Source organism: Buchnera aphidicola (Diuraphis noxia), from assembly GCF_001700895.1.
Lineage (GTDB): Bacteria > Pseudomonadota > Gammaproteobacteria > Enterobacterales > Enterobacteriaceae > Buchnera > Buchnera aphidicola_D.
On the sequence record NZ_CP013259.1, the window covers coordinates 583,793 to 601,409 of the forward strand.

Annotated in this window: 19 protein-coding genes and 2 tRNA genes; 6 read left to right on the plus strand and 15 right to left on the minus strand. The window is 24.4% G+C overall.

Annotation, left to right across the window (positions count from 1 at the left end; translation table 11 throughout):
• Positions 1 to 28 precede the first annotated feature (28 nt).
• From mutY to murI, 3 genes are all read left to right on the plus strand, one after another.
• Positions 29 to 1,093, plus strand: coding sequence for an A/G-specific adenine glycosylase (gene mutY, locus ATN01_RS02785; protein ID WP_075433552.1), 1,065 nt, complete (start codon positions 29 to 31; stop codon positions 1,091 to 1,093).
• Between the two features lies 1 nt (position 1,094).
• Positions 1,095 to 1,334, plus strand: a complete 240-nt coding sequence (locus tag ATN01_RS02790; protein WP_075433553.1) for an oxidative damage protection protein — start codon at positions 1,095 to 1,097, stop codon at positions 1,332 to 1,334.
• A 95-nt stretch (positions 1,335 to 1,429) separates the two neighbouring features.
• Positions 1,430 to 2,212, plus strand: coding sequence for a glutamate racemase (gene murI, locus ATN01_RS02795; RefSeq protein ID WP_075433554.1), 783 nt, complete (start codon positions 1,430 to 1,432; stop codon positions 2,210 to 2,212).
• On the opposite strand, the gene sbcB is transcribed toward murI, so the two are convergent.
• Positions 2,199 to 3,632, minus strand: coding sequence for an exodeoxyribonuclease I (gene sbcB / locus ATN01_RS02800; RefSeq protein WP_075433555.1), 1,434 nt, complete (start codon positions 3,630 to 3,632; stop codon positions 2,199 to 2,201). The two genes, murI and sbcB, sit on opposite strands and share 14 nt — an antisense overlap.
• Positions 3,633 to 3,749: 117 nt before the next feature.
• Here sbcB and ATN01_RS02805 point away from each other — a divergent pair, with 117 nt between their 5' ends.
• Positions 3,750 to 4,058 carry a DUF496 family protein gene (locus ATN01_RS02805; RefSeq protein WP_075433556.1) on the plus strand — a complete coding sequence of 103 codons (309 nt, stop codon included), beginning with the start codon at positions 3,750 to 3,752 and terminating at the stop codon, positions 4,056 to 4,058.
• A 10-nt stretch (positions 4,059 to 4,068) separates the two neighbouring features.
• On the opposite strand, the gene ATN01_RS02810 is transcribed toward ATN01_RS02805, so the two are convergent.
• Positions 4,069 to 4,141, minus strand: a tRNA-Asn gene (locus tag ATN01_RS02810).
• Positions 4,142 to 4,278: 137 nt separating this feature from the next.
• Between ATN01_RS02810 and ATN01_RS02815 the strand changes: the two genes are divergently transcribed.
• A tRNA-Ile gene (locus ATN01_RS02815) sits at positions 4,279 to 4,354 on the plus strand.
• 121 nt (positions 4,355 to 4,475) lie between these two features.
• Positions 4,476 to 5,126, plus strand: coding sequence for an orotate phosphoribosyltransferase (gene pyrE / locus ATN01_RS02820; protein WP_075433557.1), 651 nt, complete (start codon positions 4,476 to 4,478; stop codon positions 5,124 to 5,126).
• A 50-nt stretch (positions 5,127 to 5,176) separates the two neighbouring features.
• Here the strand turns inward: pyrE and dut are convergent, their stop codons facing one another.
• The 13 genes from dut to ATN01_RS02880 form a co-directional block, all read right to left on the minus strand.
• The gene (dut, locus tag ATN01_RS02825; RefSeq protein WP_075433558.1) at positions 5,177 to 5,632 is read right to left on the minus strand and encodes a dUTP diphosphatase; all 456 of its coding nucleotides are present in this window, start codon (positions 5,630 to 5,632) and stop codon (positions 5,177 to 5,179) included.
• A gap of 47 nt (positions 5,633 to 5,679) precedes the next feature.
• Positions 5,680 to 6,438 (minus strand): 3'(2'),5'-bisphosphate nucleotidase CysQ, encoded by a 759-nt coding sequence (gene cysQ / locus ATN01_RS02830; protein ID WP_075433559.1) that lies wholly within the window; start codon positions 6,436 to 6,438, stop codon positions 5,680 to 5,682.
• Between the two features lie 49 nt (positions 6,439 to 6,487).
• Complete coding sequence (rplI, locus tag ATN01_RS02835; protein WP_075433560.1) at positions 6,488 to 6,940, minus strand: 50S ribosomal protein L9; 453 nt, start codon at positions 6,938 to 6,940, stop codon at positions 6,488 to 6,490.
• 43 nt (positions 6,941 to 6,983) lie between these two features.
• The gene (gene rpsR / locus ATN01_RS02840) at positions 6,984 to 7,211 is read right to left on the minus strand and encodes a 30S ribosomal protein S18 (protein ID WP_075433561.1); all 228 of its coding nucleotides are present in this window, start codon (positions 7,209 to 7,211) and stop codon (positions 6,984 to 6,986) included.
• Positions 7,212 to 7,293: 82 nt separating this feature from the next.
• Positions 7,294 to 7,647: a 30S ribosomal protein S6 gene (rpsF, locus tag ATN01_RS02845; protein ID WP_075433562.1), complete on the minus strand. Its 354-nt coding sequence runs from the start codon at positions 7,645 to 7,647 to the stop codon at positions 7,294 to 7,296.
• A 171-nt stretch (positions 7,648 to 7,818) separates the two neighbouring features.
• Entirely contained in the window at positions 7,819 to 10,008 is a 2,190-nt protein-coding gene (rnr, locus tag ATN01_RS02850) for a ribonuclease R (protein WP_075433563.1), read from the minus strand.
• Positions 10,009 to 10,153: 145 nt separating this feature from the next.
• The gene (locus ATN01_RS02855; RefSeq protein WP_075433564.1) at positions 10,154 to 11,443 is read right to left on the minus strand and encodes an adenylosuccinate synthase; all 1,290 of its coding nucleotides are present in this window, start codon (positions 11,441 to 11,443) and stop codon (positions 10,154 to 10,156) included.
• Between the two features lie 45 nt (positions 11,444 to 11,488).
• Positions 11,489 to 12,415 (minus strand): protease modulator HflC, encoded by a 927-nt coding sequence (gene hflC / locus ATN01_RS02860; protein WP_075433627.1) that lies wholly within the window; start codon positions 12,413 to 12,415, stop codon positions 11,489 to 11,491.
• Between the two features lie 2 nt (positions 12,416 to 12,417).
• Positions 12,418 to 13,632, minus strand: coding sequence for an FtsH protease activity modulator HflK (hflK, locus tag ATN01_RS02865; protein ID WP_075433565.1), 1,215 nt, complete (start codon positions 13,630 to 13,632; stop codon positions 12,418 to 12,420).
• Positions 13,633 to 13,764: 132 nt separating this feature from the next.
• Entirely contained in the window at positions 13,765 to 14,670 is a 906-nt protein-coding gene (miaA, locus tag ATN01_RS02870; RefSeq protein WP_236854793.1) for a tRNA (adenosine(37)-N6)-dimethylallyltransferase MiaA, read from the minus strand.
• Positions 14,671 to 14,715: 45 nt separating this feature from the next.
• A complete protein-coding gene (locus ATN01_RS03175; protein WP_236854795.1) occupies positions 14,716 to 14,925 on the minus strand; it encodes a hypothetical protein in 210 nt (69 codons plus the stop codon).
• A gap of 62 nt (positions 14,926 to 14,987) precedes the next feature.
• Positions 14,988 to 16,382 carry a DNA mismatch repair endonuclease MutL gene (gene mutL, locus ATN01_RS02875; protein ID WP_236854797.1) on the minus strand — a complete coding sequence of 465 codons (1,395 nt, stop codon included), beginning with the start codon at positions 16,380 to 16,382 and terminating at the stop codon, positions 14,988 to 14,990.
• A 61-nt stretch (positions 16,383 to 16,443) separates the two neighbouring features.
• Positions 16,444 to 17,616 carry a mannitol-1-phosphate 5-dehydrogenase gene (locus ATN01_RS02880; protein ID WP_075433567.1) on the minus strand — a complete coding sequence of 391 codons (1,173 nt, stop codon included), beginning with the start codon at positions 17,614 to 17,616 and terminating at the stop codon, positions 16,444 to 16,446.
• Between the last annotated feature and the right edge of the window lies 1 nt (position 17,617).

The window sequence follows — 17,617 nt, forward strand, 5'->3', positions numbered from 1 at the left end:
AAAATTTTATACAAAATAATTCTTCATTATGACGATATATTCTTTTTCTCAATTAGTTTTAAATTGGTACCATGAAAATGGTAGAAAAAATTTACCATGGCAAAAAAATAAAACACTTTACATAGTTTGGATATCCGAAATTATGTTGCAACAAACAACAGTTCAAACTGTTATTCCATATTTTAAAAAATTTATATTAAATTTTCCAGATGTAAAATCTATAAATGATTCAACCTTAGATAAAATTTTATATCTATGGAGTGGTTTAGGATATTATAATAGAGCAAGAAATATTTACAAATCAGCTAAAATAATCCAAACACAATATAATGGAGTATTTCCTGATCAATTTGCAAATCTAATTAAACTACCTGGAATAGGGAAATCTACAGCTGGAGCTATTTTATCTTTATCATTAAATTTTTTTCATTCTATTTTAGACGGAAACGTAAAAAGAATTTTAATACGTTATTATGATTTCAGAGGAAGCATAAAAGATAGAAAATTAGAAAAAAAATTATGGTGTCTTATTGAATCTATTACACCAATCAACAACACTGGTCAATTTAATCAAGGTATGATGGATATAGGATCTTTAATTTGTACACGTGGAAAAACAAAATGTAATATTTGTCCATTAAAAAAAAGTTGTATTTCAAATATCAAACAAAACTGGGAACAATATCCATCAAAAAATATCAAAAAAACATCTCATGAAAAAACATCTTGGTTTATTTTAATTAAATCTAAAAACAATTTTTGGTTAGAACGAAATACCATAAAAAATGTTTGGAAAGGTTTATTTTGTTTTCCTAATTTTGATACTGAAAAAAAAGCATTAATATGGTTGAAAGAAAAAAAAATAAATTTAAAAAAAATAAAAAAAATGTTATCATTTTTTCATAAATTTAGTCATTTTATATTACATATCCATCCAATTTTAATTGATTGTCCACATAATTTAAAATTTCATGGAGACAATAAAATAGGTATTTGGTATAATTTAAACAAACCAAAACATATAGGATTACCTCAACCTGTAAAAAAAATACTTACAAATTTTCAAAAAGATACTGTTTTAAGGAAAAACTAAAATGCCTCGTATAATTTTTTGTACATTTTTACAAAAAAAATCTGAAGGTCAAGATTATCAAATTTATCCTGGTGAATTAGGAAAAAAAATATACAATAAAATCTCTAAAAAAGCTTGGAAAAAATGGATAATGAAGCAAACTATTTTAATAAATGAAAAAAAACTTAACATGAATGATATCAATCACCGTAGAGAAATAGAAAAAGAAATGAAATTCTTTTTATTTAAAGAAACTAATTAAAAATAAAAATTATTGTAATAATACTTAAAATAGTATTGTGTCATCCAAAACTATTTGTTAAATAATATTTCTACTTTATAAAAAAAAAACATACAGTGCTAATATTTGATTCTGGTGTAGGTGGTTTATCTATATTAAAAAATATAAAAAACACACTACCAAATATACGTTACATATATGTATTAGATAATCAAGGGTTTCCTTACGGAAATAAGAAAAAAACTTTTATTTTAAAAAGAAGCATTAAAATTATCAATATAATAAAAAAACAATATCCTATTAAAATTGTTTTAATTGCCTGCAATACAGCAAGTACGAATACTTTATCTATCCTAAAAAAACAATTTAATTTTCCTATTATTGGAATATTCCCTGAAATTAAATTTGCTCAAAGAATTACAAAAAATAACATTATTGGTTTAATAGCAACTAAAGCTACAATCAATTCTGATTATATTCAAAAAATCATACAAAAAAAACCTACTAATGTCACTATTAAAATAATAGCTACAAATAAATTAGCATCAATAGCAGAAAAAAAAATTAGAGGTAATAATACCAACAAAAAAGAATTGCAAAATATTTTTAAACCATGGATAAATCTTAAAATAACACCTGATACAATTATATTGGGCTGCACTCACTTTTTATTCTTAAAAATTGAAATTCAAAAAATTTTATACAACTCTATTTATTTTATAGACTCAAAAAACACAGTGATACTAAAAATTAAAAAATATTTTTATCAATTTAATATTAAACAAGAAATTAAAAAAAATATTTTTTTATACTCAAAAGATAATAAAAAAATACAGGAATTACTATTTTATTTAAAAGAATATAATTTTCATGAAACAACAATAATTAACTTAAATTAAAATTTTCGTAAAATAATTTTTTATATTTATGAAAAACATAAAATAATATGCTATTTAATAAAATTATTTTCTTATTATCATAAGAATATTCTTTTAACAAATTTTCAATTTTTCTAACATATTCTTTTAAAATAGTTGGTTTTAAAACATTTAAACAATATTTTAACCATACTTTTTTTTCTTTTTTATTTAATGTTTCATAAAAATTACGAGCTCGATAACGGAAAAGCAATTTTTTTAAACGATAATCATAAAAATGATAAGTCCTATTTTTTAACATAGATGGAGAAGTTTTTTGAATAGTGTTTATAATTTTTTTATCATGCATACAAAAAAAAGCATCATAAATTTTCAAATCTACATTTGACGATGAAACAATTTCTTTTTCTTTCGATAACATAACTTTAATATTTTCGAAAATATGTTTATTTTTTCTTAAAAGTCTGATTTTTTTATAATATAAAAGAAAATTAAAATCTAACCGAGATATATCTTCTTTTCTTATACATTGAATTGGTGCTAATGTTGGACAACGATTAAAATGTAATAATAGTATGCCTAGATTAAATAAGCTTTTAATAAAATCATCTTCAAACGATATTTGTGTACATAAAAAAATTAATTTTTCAATATCTCTAAATAAATCGATAGCAATAAGTATGTTTTTGTTTTTATGCCATATTATAGGTAATATACAACTAACATTATGACGAATAGCTCCAAAATTATTAGAAACATAAACAATTGGTTTTGATTTGTTTAAATCAATCAATTTATACAATGCACTTTTTTTTCTCATTTTAAAAAAAAATGCAAATAATTTAGGTTGTTTATTTTTAATTAATTTTGCTATAGCAATAGTAGCATACACATCTGACATAGCATCATGCGCATGAGCATGAGTAATATTATTGATCTCAGTGAAATCAGAAAGTTTAAAACTAGGTAGGTCCAAATCATTTTTAGGCCATTTGATACCTTCAGGTCTTAACGCATAGCATGCTCTTAATAAATGTAATATATCCCAACGAGAGTTTCCATTTTTCCAGCTCCATTCATAAGGATCGAAAAAATTTCTATAGAATATATTCCTAGTAATTTCATCATCAAAATGAATGTTGTTATAACCAATAATACAAGTCTTAGGTTGTTTAAAAATATTAAATATTTTTTTAGAAAAATTATATTCATTAGTTCCATGTTTTTCTGTATATTGAGGAGTTATACCTGTCATTAAAATAGCATGTGGATCAGGTAAATAATCATTTGAAAAAAAACAATAAAAACATTTTGGATTCTCAATAATATCAAAATTTATATTTGTTCTAATGCAAGCAAATTGCGCTGGTTTGTCTAAAGATGTATGTATTCCAAATGTTTCATAATCATAAAATAAAAAAGTAGGTTGATTTAAAGACATATTATTTATATATAAAATTCAAGCGATAAATGTAAAATTTTTAAAATTTTTAAAATTTTAAAAATTATTAAATTATTAAAACAATCAAAAACATAAACATAACAAGGTTTATAAAACATGTCAAATACGAAAAAATCATTTAAAAATGTATTAGAATTTGTTCATAAATTCAGAAGAAAAAATAAAATAAAAAGAGAAATATCTGATATTGAGAAAAAAATCAGAGATAATCAAAAAAGAATCTTACTTTTAGACAATCTTAGTCAATATATTACATCAGATATGAATTATGAGGAAATTAAAAAAATAATTTCTATGATGAAAAACGATTACGAAGATAGAATTGATGATTATATTGTTAAAAACGCAGAACTGTCAAAAGAAAAAAGAATTATTTCACAAGAATTAAAATTAATTATTGATTAAAAATATTTTTCTCCTCTGACTGGATTCGAACCAGTGACATACGGATTAACAGTCCGCCGTTCTACCAACTGAACTACAGAGGAATTTAATTATATATATCAAAATTTTTCGTATCTGTCAAATATATGTGAAAATTTTTATTTAAAAAAATCAAAATTTTTAAAAAGAAATCTAGATTATTAGAAAAAATTCATTTATAGTAGAGATATTGAAATAAAATGGCCCTTTAGCTCAGTGGTAAGAGCAGGCGACTCATAATCGCTTGGTCGCTGGTTCAAATCCAGCAAGGGCCACCAAAAAACCATTGTCTTCTTAGTTTATCTAATAAACATTAGATTAATTGTTAATTTAATTAATATTATTATATTTTCTTGAATTTTATTCTAAATTTTTTTAATAAATTCGGATTGAATTTTTATGTATTGGAAAAAAGAATTTATTGATTTTTGTTGTAAAAAACAAGTTTTAAAATTTGGACAATTTACACTAAAATCAGGACGAACTAGTCCCTATTTTTTTAATTCAGGTTTGTTATCTAATGGAGAAGATATTGTTAAAATAGGAGTGTTTTATGCTCACTCTATAATGAATTCAAATGTAGACTTTGATATATTATTTGGTACAGCATATAAAGGTATTCCTGTAGCTGTTTCAACATCTATTGCATTAAAAAATCACTATAATTTAAATATTCCATATACTTTTAATAGAAAAGAAAAAAAAACATATGGAGAACAAGGAAAGTTAATAGGTAATATTATTGAAAATAAAAAAATTATTATTTTAGATGATGTAATTACATCAGGAACTGCAATACATAATTCTATCAAAATTGTGGAGGAACATAAAGCATATATATCTTCAATATTTGTACTATTTGATAGAAAAGAAAAAGGAGAAAGAGAACTACACACTATTAATTGTCTTGAAAAGAAAAAAAACTATAAAATTACTTCAATAATTACTATTGAAGATCTTATCGATTATCTATTAGAAAACAAAACATTAAAAAGACATCTAATCAAACTGTTAAAATATCGTAAAAAATACGGTATTGATAAACAATAAAATTGTTTAATTCGTTTTATCAAACTACTATTATATTAAATAATACCAGATTAAATAATACCAGAATGTCCAAAACCGCTGTCTGAACGAACACTTTTCGTAAAACTTGTGACTATAGAAAAACTTGGTTTAATAATCGGAATAAAAATTATTTGGGCTACCCTATCGTTAGGGTTAATATAAAAATCTTTTTTACTACGATTCCATAATGAAATCATTAATTGACCTTGATAATCAGAATCAATTAAACCGATTAAATTACCTAAGACAATTCCTTCATTGTGACCTAATCCAGATCGAGGTAAAATCAATCCTGCAATATTAGGATTTTTAATATATATAGCTATACCAGTTGATATTAATATCGTTTTTTCAGATTTTAATTTGATTTTTTTTTCTAAACAAGCCCGTAAATCCAAACCAGATGACCCTTCAGTCGCATATTTTGGCGGTAAGTTTTGCTGTTCTGTATTTAAGTTTATAAGTTGTATTTCAATATTTTTCATAATATTAAGGGTATATTTTATTAGTAAAAAATAATCATTTTAAATGATTATGGAGCAAACGCACAAAATCCAGGATTAATAAAAGAAGAACGAGAATATAATGAATAATTTAAATCATCTCCTGACCATGTTTGCACTTTTCCACCGGCAGCAATCAAAATAGCTTGACCTGCAGCAGTATCCCAAATATGGGTACTACCAAATCTTGGATAAATTTGCGCTGTTCCTTCTGCAATTAAACAAAATTTCAAAGAAGAACCCATTTTTTTAAGCTGATAATTTTTTATTTTTTTTAAAAAATTACTTAACTCTTTATCGGGATGTGAACGACTAGTAACTAATAGTGTATTTCTCTGATTTTTATCAGATGCGACATAGATTTTTTCTTTTTTACCTGATCCTGTTTCTTTCCAAGCATTTTTATTACTAGAAAAATATAAAACATTTAAAACAGGCGCATATATGACTCCTAAAGTAGGAACACCATTTTTAATTAAACTTATATTGACTGTAAATTCACTATTTTTCTTTAAAAATTCTTTCGTTCCATCTAATGGGTCAATTAACCAATAATCTTTCCACAAACGACAAATTTTAAATGGATGTAATTCTTCTTCAGAAATAACTGGTAGTTTGGAATCGATTTTGAAAAGTCCTTTTTTAATTATATTATGCGCCTCACGATCAACATTGGTAATAGGAGTTTTATCTAATTTATAAGAAATATTTATAATTTTTTTAGAATTATAAAATTTTATTATTTCCTTTCCTGTATGACGTGCAAGTGTGCAAATTTTTTCTAACATAATGCTTGACATCTTGAATAGTAATTAAAAATGAAAAATTTTCATGAATTTATTTTTTTGAAATAATATTCACGATAAAATTGACGCATATTTTTTTATGCGGTTGAAATATTACTTTATGTTCTCCAACATGACGTAGTAGACCATTGGGTAATCGAATTTCTTTTTTGTTTATTTTTACACCTAATGATGTCATTTCTTTAATAATATTTCTAATACCAACAGAACCAAATATTTTTCCTTCTTTTCCTACTTTAGATAAAATTTTAATAGTTTTTATTTTTTTTATTTTTTCAGCACGTAATTCTGCAATCAGAAACTTACTCATATTTTCTTTTTCTAAAGCAATACGTTGAGCTTCAAAAGATTCAATATTTTTTTTATTAGCTAAAATAGCTTTGCCTTTAGGAATTAAAAAATTTCTGGCGTAACCAGATTTGACGTTAATAATATTACCTAAATTACCTAATTTATGAACTTTTTCTAATAAAATTATTTCCATTTGTAAATCTCATATATTATAAACAATAATAAAAAACATATTTTTAACGATGTTGATCAGTATAAGCCAATAAAGCTAAATAGCGTGCTCTTTTAATCGCTCTAGATAATTGTCTTTGATATTTAGCTCTAGTCCCAGTAATACGACTAGGGACAATTTTACCACTTTCTGTAATATAGTTTTTTAAAACAGCGATATCTTTATAATCTATTTCTTGGATACCGTCTGCAGTGAAACGACAAAATTTTCTACGACGAAAATAACGTGCCATTTATATTTCCTCCAAAACATTAACAAATAGTAAAAACTCAAGTTTTGATTATTCGTAAAAATATAATTTTGAACACTATTGTTTATTTATCAAATTTACTTTTTTCTTTTTTTTCATCTTTTAATTTTAAAATAGGTGAAGGTTGAACTATTGCTTTTTTAACACACATAATCATATTACGAAGTATTATTGTGTTAAAACGAAACTCCGTTTCTAAGATATTAATAGTTTTAGGTGCAGTTTCTATATTCATTAAAACATAGTGTGCTTTTTGTAATTTATTAATAGGATAAGATAATTGACGTCTACCCCAATCTTCTAAACGATGTACGATACCTGCATCTTTTTTAATAATTTTTTTATATTTTTCGATTAATAAAGAAACTTTCTCGCTATGATCAGGATGAATCATAACAATAATTTCATAATGACGCATAAAGTATATGATCCTTTTGGTTTTTTTAGCTTCCTTATAAAAAATTATCTTCATTTTGTAAGGAAGCAAGGAACTTTTTTATAATATAGATAATTTTTTCATATATATGGTATTTTACTTTCACCAAAAAATCAATGAAATTTTATTTTTAACAACATAAATAAAACATAATTATATTAAAGATAGTTTTATTTTACGTTCGTTTAAATCAACCGATATTACTTTTACTTGTAATGTATCACCAAGACAATAAACATTTTTTTTAGATTTTCCAATTAATTTAAAATTTAGAGAATCAAAATCATAATAATCATCATGTAAAGATGCTATATGCACTAATCCTTCAATAAAGAACTGATTTAATCGAACAAAAAAACCAAAAGAAGTCACGTTGGAAATTACACCTGTTAATACACGACCTATTTTTTTATGCATAAAGTCACATTTTAACCAATCAATTACATCTCGAGTGGCTTCATCAGCACGTCTTTCTGTCATAGAACAATGAATTCCAATGTTTTTTACTGCTTGAATACTATATGAATAAGCGTCATTAACATTATATTTAGTTGGCAACCGATTTTTATTATTTTGTGATAATAAATATTTAATGATTCTATGCAACATAAGATCAGGATAACGTCGAATCGGTGAAGTAAAATGCACATAACTAGACAAAGATAAACCAAAATGTCCGGAATTTTCTGGAGAATATACGGCTTGTGTCATCGAACGTAATAATATTGTTTGAATGATTTCATATTCAGGACGGTTAGCAATATTTTTTAATAAATCGGCATAATGCATTGATTCTGGACTTTCTCCTCCTGATAACGTTAATCCTAACGTTTTTAAAAACAAACGAAAATTAGAAATTTTATCTTTTTTAGGACGATCATGATTCCGAAATAAGACAGGATATTGATATTTTTCTACAAAATTAGCAGAAGCTATGTTAGCTAATATCATACATGACTCAATAAATTTATGTACATCGTTTCGAATTTTTTGATAAATATCTTTAATTCTTAAATTAGAATCTAAAATAAATTTTGATTCTATATTTTCAAAATAAATGCCTTTTTTAGAATAGTTTTGTTGACTTAAGATTTGTTGCAAGAACGATAAATTTTCAATATCTTTTAAAAATTTTTTATGTTTAAAACGTAAAAAATTATCGCCATTCCAAATTTTAAAAATTTCATCATATGTAAATCGTCCATGAGAACATATAATAGCCTCATAATGTTTATAGCTAATTAATTCTCCATTTTTTGATAAATGCATTTCACATATTAAACATAAACGTTCTTTATACGGTTTTAATGAACATAAATCTGTAGAAATTTTTTCTGGTAACATGGGAATAACTAATGAAGGAAAATATATAGATGTACCTCTTTCTAATGCAGCAATATCTAAAGGAGTATTAGGTTTAATGTAATAGCTAACGTCTGCTATTGCTACCCACAAAATCCATTCTTCTTCTATATTTATTTTTTTTTTACAAAAAACAGCGTCATCAAAATCACGAGCGTCTTCGTCATCAATAGTAAAAAACGGTAGATGCCTTAAATCTATGCGATTTTTTACTTCATATTGATTAATTTGATCGTTTATGGTATGTAATTGCTCTTTAACGTTTTCTGACCATAGAGTAGGTATGGAATATGTTCGTAATGCTATATCTATTGCTAAAGTAGTACCCATTTCTTTTCCGAGTATTTCTACTATCAAACCTTTAATTTTACTTGTTCTAATAAAATTTTCTTTTAATTTTACAACTACAATGGATCCTAAAGAAATATTATCTTTAATAGATGAAAAGATAAAAATCTTAAAATTAAAACGAGTATCGTTAGGAATTACGATTTTATTTTTATTAAAAACATAATATCTACCAATAATTAAGGATTTATTTGGTTCTAATATTTTTAAAAATTTTGCTGATCTTCGTGTGTTTCTATCAGATTCAATAATATAAGCTAAAATTACATCTCCATGAATACATAATTTCATTTGTTCTGACGAAAGCCAAAGATCTTCTTTTAACGTTTCCGTCCTAAGAAAACCATAACCATCTTTATGTCCTATCACTTTTCCTTTCACAATGTTCAAACTTTTAGAAATAATATAATACTGATGTTTAGTATATATAATTTGACCATCTTTCTCCATTTTCTTTAATCTACGACGAAATGCTTTCTTAGCTTCTTTATTATTAATACAAAATTTCTTTTCTAAACATTTTTGACTAACTAAGTTTTTACGTTTTTTTAACCATAAAAAAATATTTTTACTACTTGGAATTAAGTATGTATGCTTACTAGTATCTCGTTTTTGGTAGGGATTTACTACCATATTTACTTCTCCATTTATATTATTAAATAATATATATAAATTATAATTAAAATTTTTTTACAATAGACTCTACATGTTTATTTTATGTTCTTTTGTAAAAATATTAACAATATTTAAATTAAAATACTGTTAAAAATTATTTTTACTAAAAATTATTTAAAAAAATAATATCAGAACGTTCAGGACCTGTAGAAATAATATCGACAGGCACTTTAGTTATAGATTCTATACGTTTTAGATAATTTTTAGCTTCACAAGGTAAATTTTCAAAAGTTTTAATTCCTAAAGTTTTCTTGTTCCATCCTGGATATGTCTCATATATTGGTTTTATATTTTTCCAATGATTTATAGTGTTGACAGTTAGTATTTTTTCAGACGTACTAACATCTTTATAAGATGTACAAATTTTTATTTCTTTTAAACCATCTAAAACATCTAATTTTGTCACACATAAACTAGATACAGAATTGAGTTTTACTGCTCTACATAAAGATACTGCATCCAACCAACCAGTACGTCTTTTTCTACCTGTTGTAGAACCAAATTCATTACCTTTTTTTGAAAAATGTTCATCTATATTATTAAATAATTCGGTAGGAAAAGGACCATTACCAACTCTTGTAGAGTATGCTTTAGTTATTCCAATTATACAATGTAAATGTTTAGGACCTACTCCTGTACCTGAACAAATACCACCAATAGTAGTATTAGAAGAAGTTACATATGGATATGTACCGTGATCAATATCTAAAAAGCTACCTTGTGCCCCCTCAAAAACAATTTTTTTATTATCTTTAATAGCTGTATGTAAAATATGAGTTGTGTCTTGAATCATATCCTGTATTAAATCTATAGACGGTAGTAAATCCTTTAAAATTTTTTTATAATCAACAGGTTTTTGTTTATAAAACGATACTAATTGATGATTATAATAATCAACTATTTTTTCTAAACGTTCTGATAATCTTTTTTCATCTTTCAAATCCGAAACACGTAAAGCACGGCGTGCAATTTTATCTTCATATGCAGGTCCAATTCCTCTTCCTGTCGTACCAATGGCATGAAATCCTAGTTTTTTTTCACGTGCAATATCCATTTTAATATGATATTTTAAAATTAAAGGAGCTGAATTGGAAATATACAAGCGATTTTTAATAAAAATTTTATGTTTTTCTAACATTTTTATTTCTTCAATTAGCGCTGATGGAGAAATGACTACACCATTAGCAATAACACCAATTACATTCTCATGTAATAATCCAGATGGAATTAAATGAAGAATAATTTTTTCTCCATTAACCACTAAAGTATGACCTGCATTGTGACCACCTTGACATCTTACAACATATGCAGCATCTTTAGTTAGACAATCAACTATTTTCCCTTTTCCTTCATCACCCCATTGCGTTCCAAGTATTGCTATATTTTTATTCATATTAGATAATACCTACTATATTTTTTATATTTTTTAAAAATAGAATCATTTAATTTTCATCATTTCATTTATATATTCAAAAAAATTATTATCTGAATCAAGTATGATGATATTCCCATCATTTTTAAAACTATTTTCATAAGCACGTAAACTACGGATAAAAAAGTAAAAATAAGGCTCTTTACTAAAATTTTCTGCAAATATTTTAGTTACTTTAGCTTCTCCTTCTCCTTTGATAATAGATGCTTCTTTTTCAGCTTCTGATAATATTACAGAAACTTTGTAATCTGCTGCCGCACGTAACTTTTCAGCTTTTTCTCGTCCTTGGGAACGTTGACTTTTAGCTACAGTTTCTCTTTCAATTCTCATATGATTATATATAGAATTAGAGACTTCTAGAGGTAAATTAATTTGTTTGATACGAACATCTAAGATATGCATGCCTAAGGAATTCATGCTATTTACATTGATAGATGATTTTGTTTCTAAATCTATAGAACCTTCATTTAAAACATTCAGAACCTTTTTTGTTAATTGTTCTCTAGAATTAGTAACGATTTCTTGTACATTTAAACGACTTATTTCAGAACGTAATCGATCACTAAATTTTCTTTTTAGTAAAACTTCAGCTTGAAATAAGTCACCTCCTCCTGTAGAGAGATAATAACGACTAAAATCACTAATACGCCATTTAATATAAGAGTTAATAATTAAATCTTTTTTTTCTTTTGTAACAAAACGATCAGATTGATTTTCCATGGTGTGAGTACGAGCATCTAACATTTTAACTGTTTCTAAAAATGGTAATTTAAAATGTAGACCAGGACTATATACTATAGTTTTTTTTTCATTATTTCGTAATACTTTTCCAAATTTTAAAATAATACCACGTTGTCCTTCTTTAACAACAAAACAAGAAGAAGATAGAAAAAAAAGTAAGATACTTAATAGACAAATAATAGCTTTATTCATATTCATTTTCTCTCTGAATTTTGTACATTACTTCGTATTGCGTCAATACGACGTTGTTCTAAAATATTTTTAGGAGATAATGAAGAAAAATATTTAACATGTTTATTTTTTTTTAAACAAAGACGATTTTTTTTATTAAAATTTTCATTAATAGTTTTTTTATTAGAAAATAATTTATCTAAAGAAAGAAGAAGCGTTGAGTTATTTTTTTTATTTATAAATATTTTTTTATTTTTACTTAACAATCTTTCTATAGCTTCTATATAAAGCCGTTTTAAAGTAATTTGCTTAGAAATTCTATATTCAGGTAAAATTTTAGACAAGCGAGCAACTTCTCCTTGAGCCTCTAAAATTATACGTGATGAATATGCTCGCGCTTCTTCTAAAATTCTTTGAGCATGACCATAAGCTTTTGGTTGAACCTCATTAGAATATGTTTCCGCTTCTCGTATATATTGTTCACGATTTTCACGTGCTAAAATTGCATCGTCAAAAGATGATTTTACTTCTTCTGGAGGTCTAATTGTTTGAAAATTCACATCTAATATAGTTATTCCCATTTGATATGGTTGAATGATCTTTTCTATTTCTTTTTGAGCATCACTACGTACTAAAGTAGGTCCTTCTGTTAAAATTCTATCTATCGTAGAACGACCAATAATACCGCGTAATGCACTCTCTGTCGCTTGACGTAAACTATGATCTGGATATGAAACAGAAAATAAATAATCGGAAGGATCAGTTATTTTATATTGTACATTCATTTCAACATGAACAACATTTTCATCAGAAGTCAATATCATTCCTGAAGTTACCAATTCTCGTACAGTTTCAACATTTACAACCTTTACTTCATTTATAAATACAGGTCTCCAATTTAATCCTGGTTCCACTAAATGACTAAACTTTCCCAAACTTATTACAACTCCACGTTCAGCTTCTTTAATAGTGTAAAAACCACTAAAGCACCAAATAAAAAAACTTATAAATATTATTATCAAAAAGGGATGTGTATTTTTTTTAGATGTCTTTGAAGAACAAGTTTTTTTAATAAAAATATTTTTTATGTTATAAAAAAAATTTTTTATATCTGATATAGTATCTTTTTGAGTTAATTTTTTTTTATTTATATCATTTGAAGAACATTTTTTATCATTTTTTTTATCCCCCCAAGGATCAAGTTCAGATTTTTTATCATTTGGTTTATTCCAGGCCATATTATGCCTCATTAATTGATTTTGTTGCTAAAATAAATTTAAAAAATAAGTAGTAAAGTTTATTTACGATAAAATCGTAAAAAATACAAAATTAATAATTAATATTATATTAAAAAATTTATTTTTTAATCGTTATATTGTTCTGTGAATTTGGTTTTTAAGTATATCTATTAATTGTTTAATTAAAATATCATGATTAGAATCATATGATAGTTTATTAAGATTTTTCCATTTTTTTAACCATGTTAATTGATGTTTAGCAAGTTTTTTGGTAGCGTTGATAATTTTGTTACACATATCTTGATAACTAATTTTATATTCAAGATATTCCCACATTTGACGATATCCTATACTTCTAATAGAAGGTAAATTGATATGTAAATCTCCTCTAAAAAATAATCGTTCTACTTCTTGTTGTAAACCTAATTTTAGTATTTTTTTGACACGTAATTCAATGCGATTATTCAACCATTCTTTACTTGGCGGGATAATTGCAAATTGAAAAATAGTATATGGTAATTTTTTGTGATTATTTTTTTTTAATTCTGTTAAATTTTTTCCAGAAAGATAAAATATTTCTAATGCTCTTAATAATCTTTGAATATCATTTTTATGAATTCTATTAGCAGAAACAGGATCTATTAGTTTTAATTTTGCATGTAGATTTTTTTTTTCATTATTTAATAAATATTCACGAATTTTAAGATTAGAGGGTGGTAAAACAGATAATCCATTTAATAATACATTATAATAAAACATGCTTCCACCGACAAGACAAGGTATTTTCCCAAATTTAACAATATCATTAATCTCTTTTACAGCATCTTTATAAAATTCAGCAGCTGAATAAGTTTCAATCGGATCTTTAATATTTAATAAACGATGAGGATGATGTAATAACTCAGAAAAAGTTGGTTTGGCTGTTCCAATATCCATATCACGATAAATTAAAGCAGAATCTACACTAATTAATTCTATTGGAAAATATTTTCTTAAAGACATAGCAAATTGAGTTTTTCCAGATGCTGTAGGTCCCATTAAGAAAAATACTACAGGTTTTTTTTTTGTTATTTTTATTAAAATCTATATTTTTAACATACATAATGCTGAATTAATATTTATTTTTTGTAATAGTTTAGGTGAAGCATTTTCTAATAAAAGAGGGCAATATACTTGCATTTTTAAAAGAAGAGAAGCTCCGTTTGCATAAGTCCAGTTTTTTAATTCAATAAAAACATTAATATAAAACCAATTAATTATATCTGAAATTAATAGTATTTTTTTTGAAAACAAAAATTTAAAAAATTTCGGTATTAATATATCAATATTTTTTTTAAAAAAAAATGGAATAGTGTTTAAAATAACACAATTTTCTTTAAAATTAAACGAAATCCAAATTTTAGTAATATTTTTTCATGGAAGAGTAAAGTCAAATAGTTTGTAGAAGTAAGATGTATCGTTATATGAGTGATAAAATATTTAAGTTCAATATTGTTTATGATATTGATTCGCAGTTGATATTTTTTAACTATCGCTTGAGACAAGAGAAAAGAAATTAATGAAAAATTACCACGATGATGCATTAGTCCATAATAATTTCGTACAACTATTAATAAATTGTGTAAAGAATAATTACATTGTTTTAAACAATCGTCAAATATAAGATTTCTTTGTGTTTTTGTTTTTTTGATTATATGTTTCTGTATCAAAGAATCAAATATTTTATTAGATAAAAATTTATTTTGATTGTTTTTTAAAGTACAGAAAATAGCCAGGTAAATAAACGAATACACTACATTACATTGATGAAATGCAATTTCATTTTTCGTGGGATGAATATTAATATCAATTTCATTAGATGGCATGTTCAAATATAAAATAAAAGAAATTTTATTATTTCCTAATATTTTATTAGATGTATAATAAACAGCATTAATAATCGTTTTATTACAAACATAACGATTATTAACATAACGGTATTGAATTTTTTTAAAATTATTCAAATCTCCAGAATTTAATATCCATCCAGATAAGATCATATTATGTAATTTGAATTTTATTTCTAATAAGTTTTTTATATCTATTTTGTTTAAAAAAACATCTTTTAACCTATGAAGATTACTTGTCTTATTTTTAGTGTTATAATATTGTATAATTATTTTTTTGTTATGTTTGAAAGAAAAATTTATATCAAAATTTGATAAAGCAATTCTTTTAATAATGTTAAAAATTTTTAAAAATTCCAATCTTTCATTTTTTATGAATTTTAGTTTAACTGGTATATTGTAAAAAAAATTCTCAATTATAACAGTAGTTCCTTGAGGATATGCTATTGGTTGAAGAACTATTTTGTTTGTATCAATCGACCCTTCTGAATATATTTTCCAAGCAATATTATTATTTTTATTAGAAGAAATTAAATTACATTTCGAAATAGAACAAATACTAGCTAATGCTTCATCTCGAAATTCAAAAGTATGAATTGAATTTAAATCAGACAAAGAATTAATTTTACTAGTAGCATGACGAGTAAGCGCAAGCAATAATTCTTTTTTATTAATACCAAAACCATCATCTTGTATAAGAATAGATTGAAAACCATTTTTTTCTATTCGAATATCAATATTTTTCGCATTTTCATCTATACTAGTTTCTATAATTTCTTGCACTACTCCAGCTAGACAATCAATTACTTCTCCAGATGAAATTTGAGATGATAAGTCTAATGGTAATACACGAATAAATGGCATTATTTTAATTTTAAAGTTAGTTAAATAAATTACTAGAAAAATAATATTACTTTATATTTATTTAAATTATTATAGATCTATTTATTAATATAGAATTATATTCTGAAATAATCAAATGAGCTTCCTCACTATTTTCAGATACACCACAGATATTGGATAGAGTTTTTTGAATTCCTTGATTTTTTATAAAATCAGATATTTTTAATGATTCTAAATCATTTTTATTATAATAGTGAAACGCTGCTGCAATACCTTTTGCTAAATTTCCATAAGATAATCCATATTGAATACAACCTAACAAAGGTTTTACTAAACGTTCTTCTTTGTGTAATTTTTGTAATGGATTTCGTGCGATACGTGTAAGATTGTCTAATAAAAAAGGATTTTCAAAACGAAAAAAAATTTTATCAATATAAGAAAAATGATCATGAACATTAAAATTATAATGTTTTATTAAAAAATTTCCACTTTCTTTCATAGCTGATTTGACAATAAAACGTATTGTTTTATCTAAAATAGCTTCATTAACTGTTTGGTATGTTTTTATTAATCCTAAATATGCAGCTATAGCATGTCCAGTGTTTAATGTAAATAATTTTCTTTCTATCAAAGAATCTAAATTCTTACTTAACTTCATATTAGTTATTTTTGGTATTTTACCTTTAAATTGAGTGATGTTGACAATCCATTCTTGAAAATCTTCAGCAATTATAAGTATAGAGCTTTTTTTTTGATTTTTTTTATAAGGAATTATTGTATCAATGCTGCAATCAACGAAACCAATATATTTTTTGAAATAAGTATAATATTTTTCAGGTAATGTATCTAATACCATTTTTTTTAAAATAGAACTTGCTTTCATTTTGTTTTCACAAGCAATGATATTTAATGGTTTTATTGATTTCATATTGCATTTTAATATTATTCCTTCTGAAATCACCGATGCAATTTTATTAAGCGAAGAAACACCGGATGAAGTCGTAATCAAATCAACTAAGGTTATTGTTTTTACGATATCAGGATCATTAAAACCTACACCTATTACGTTTTTAATATTAAAAATCTTATCTTTATTTTTTCCGACTATTCTAACAAAATAATTTTTATGATGATTAATTCTATTTATTATATCTTGATTGATATCAGAAAATATAACATCAAAATTCGATTCTGATAGTGTTTTTCCAATAAATCCAAGACCAATATTTCCAGCTCCAAAATGAAGTGCTTTCATA

What these genes read in the sequence shown, in the direction of transcription:
- mutY (WP_075433552.1), top strand. Translation starts at nt 29, where the DNA reads ATGACGATATATTCTTTTTCTCAATTAGTTTTAAATTGGTACCATGAA.
- ATN01_RS02790 (WP_075433553.1), top strand. Translation starts at nt 1,095, where the DNA reads ATGCCTCGTATAATTTTTTGTACATTTTTACAAAAAAAATCTGAAGGT.
- sbcB (WP_075433555.1), bottom strand. Translation starts at nt 3,632, where the DNA reads ATGTCTTTAAATCAACCTACTTTTTTATTTTATGATTATGAAACATTT.
- ATN01_RS02805 (WP_075433556.1), top strand. Translation starts at nt 3,750, where the DNA reads ATGTCAAATACGAAAAAATCATTTAAAAATGTATTAGAATTTGTTCAT.
- pyrE (WP_075433557.1), top strand. Translation starts at nt 4,476, where the DNA reads ATGTATTGGAAAAAAGAATTTATTGATTTTTGTTGTAAAAAACAAGTT.
- dut (WP_075433558.1), bottom strand. Translation starts at nt 5,632, where the DNA reads ATGAAAAATATTGAAATACAACTTATAAACTTAAATACAGAACAGCAA.
- cysQ (WP_075433559.1), bottom strand. Translation starts at nt 6,438, where the DNA reads ATGTTAGAAAAAATTTGCACACTTGCACGTCATACAGGAAAGGAAATA.
- rplI (WP_075433560.1), bottom strand. Translation starts at nt 6,940, where the DNA reads ATGGAAATAATTTTATTAGAAAAAGTTCATAAATTAGGTAATTTAGGT.
- rpsR (WP_075433561.1), bottom strand. Translation starts at nt 7,211, where the DNA reads ATGGCACGTTATTTTCGTCGTAGAAAATTTTGTCGTTTCACTGCAGAC.
- rpsF (WP_075433562.1), bottom strand. Translation starts at nt 7,647, where the DNA reads ATGCGTCATTATGAAATTATTGTTATGATTCATCCTGATCATAGCGAG.
- rnr (WP_075433563.1), bottom strand. Translation starts at nt 10,008, where the DNA reads ATGGTAGTAAATCCCTACCAAAAACGAGATACTAGTAAGCATACATAC.
- ATN01_RS02855 (WP_075433564.1), bottom strand. Translation starts at nt 11,443, where the DNA reads ATGAATAAAAATATAGCAATACTTGGAACGCAATGGGGTGATGAAGGA.
- hflC (WP_075433627.1), bottom strand. Translation starts at nt 12,415, where the DNA reads ATGAATAAAGCTATTATTTGTCTATTAAGTATCTTACTTTTTTTTCTA.
- hflK (WP_075433565.1), bottom strand. Translation starts at nt 13,632, where the DNA reads ATGGCCTGGAATAAACCAAATGATAAAAAATCTGAACTTGATCCTTGG.
- miaA (WP_236854793.1), bottom strand. Translation starts at nt 14,670, where the DNA reads ATGGGACCTACAGCATCTGGAAAAACTCAATTTGCTATGTCTTTAAGA.
- mutL (WP_236854797.1), bottom strand. Translation starts at nt 16,382, where the DNA reads ATGCCATTTATTCGTGTATTACCATTAGACTTATCATCTCAAATTTCA.
- ATN01_RS02880 (WP_075433567.1), bottom strand. Translation starts at nt 17,616, where the DNA reads ATGAAAGCACTTCATTTTGGAGCTGGAAATATTGGTCTTGGATTTATT.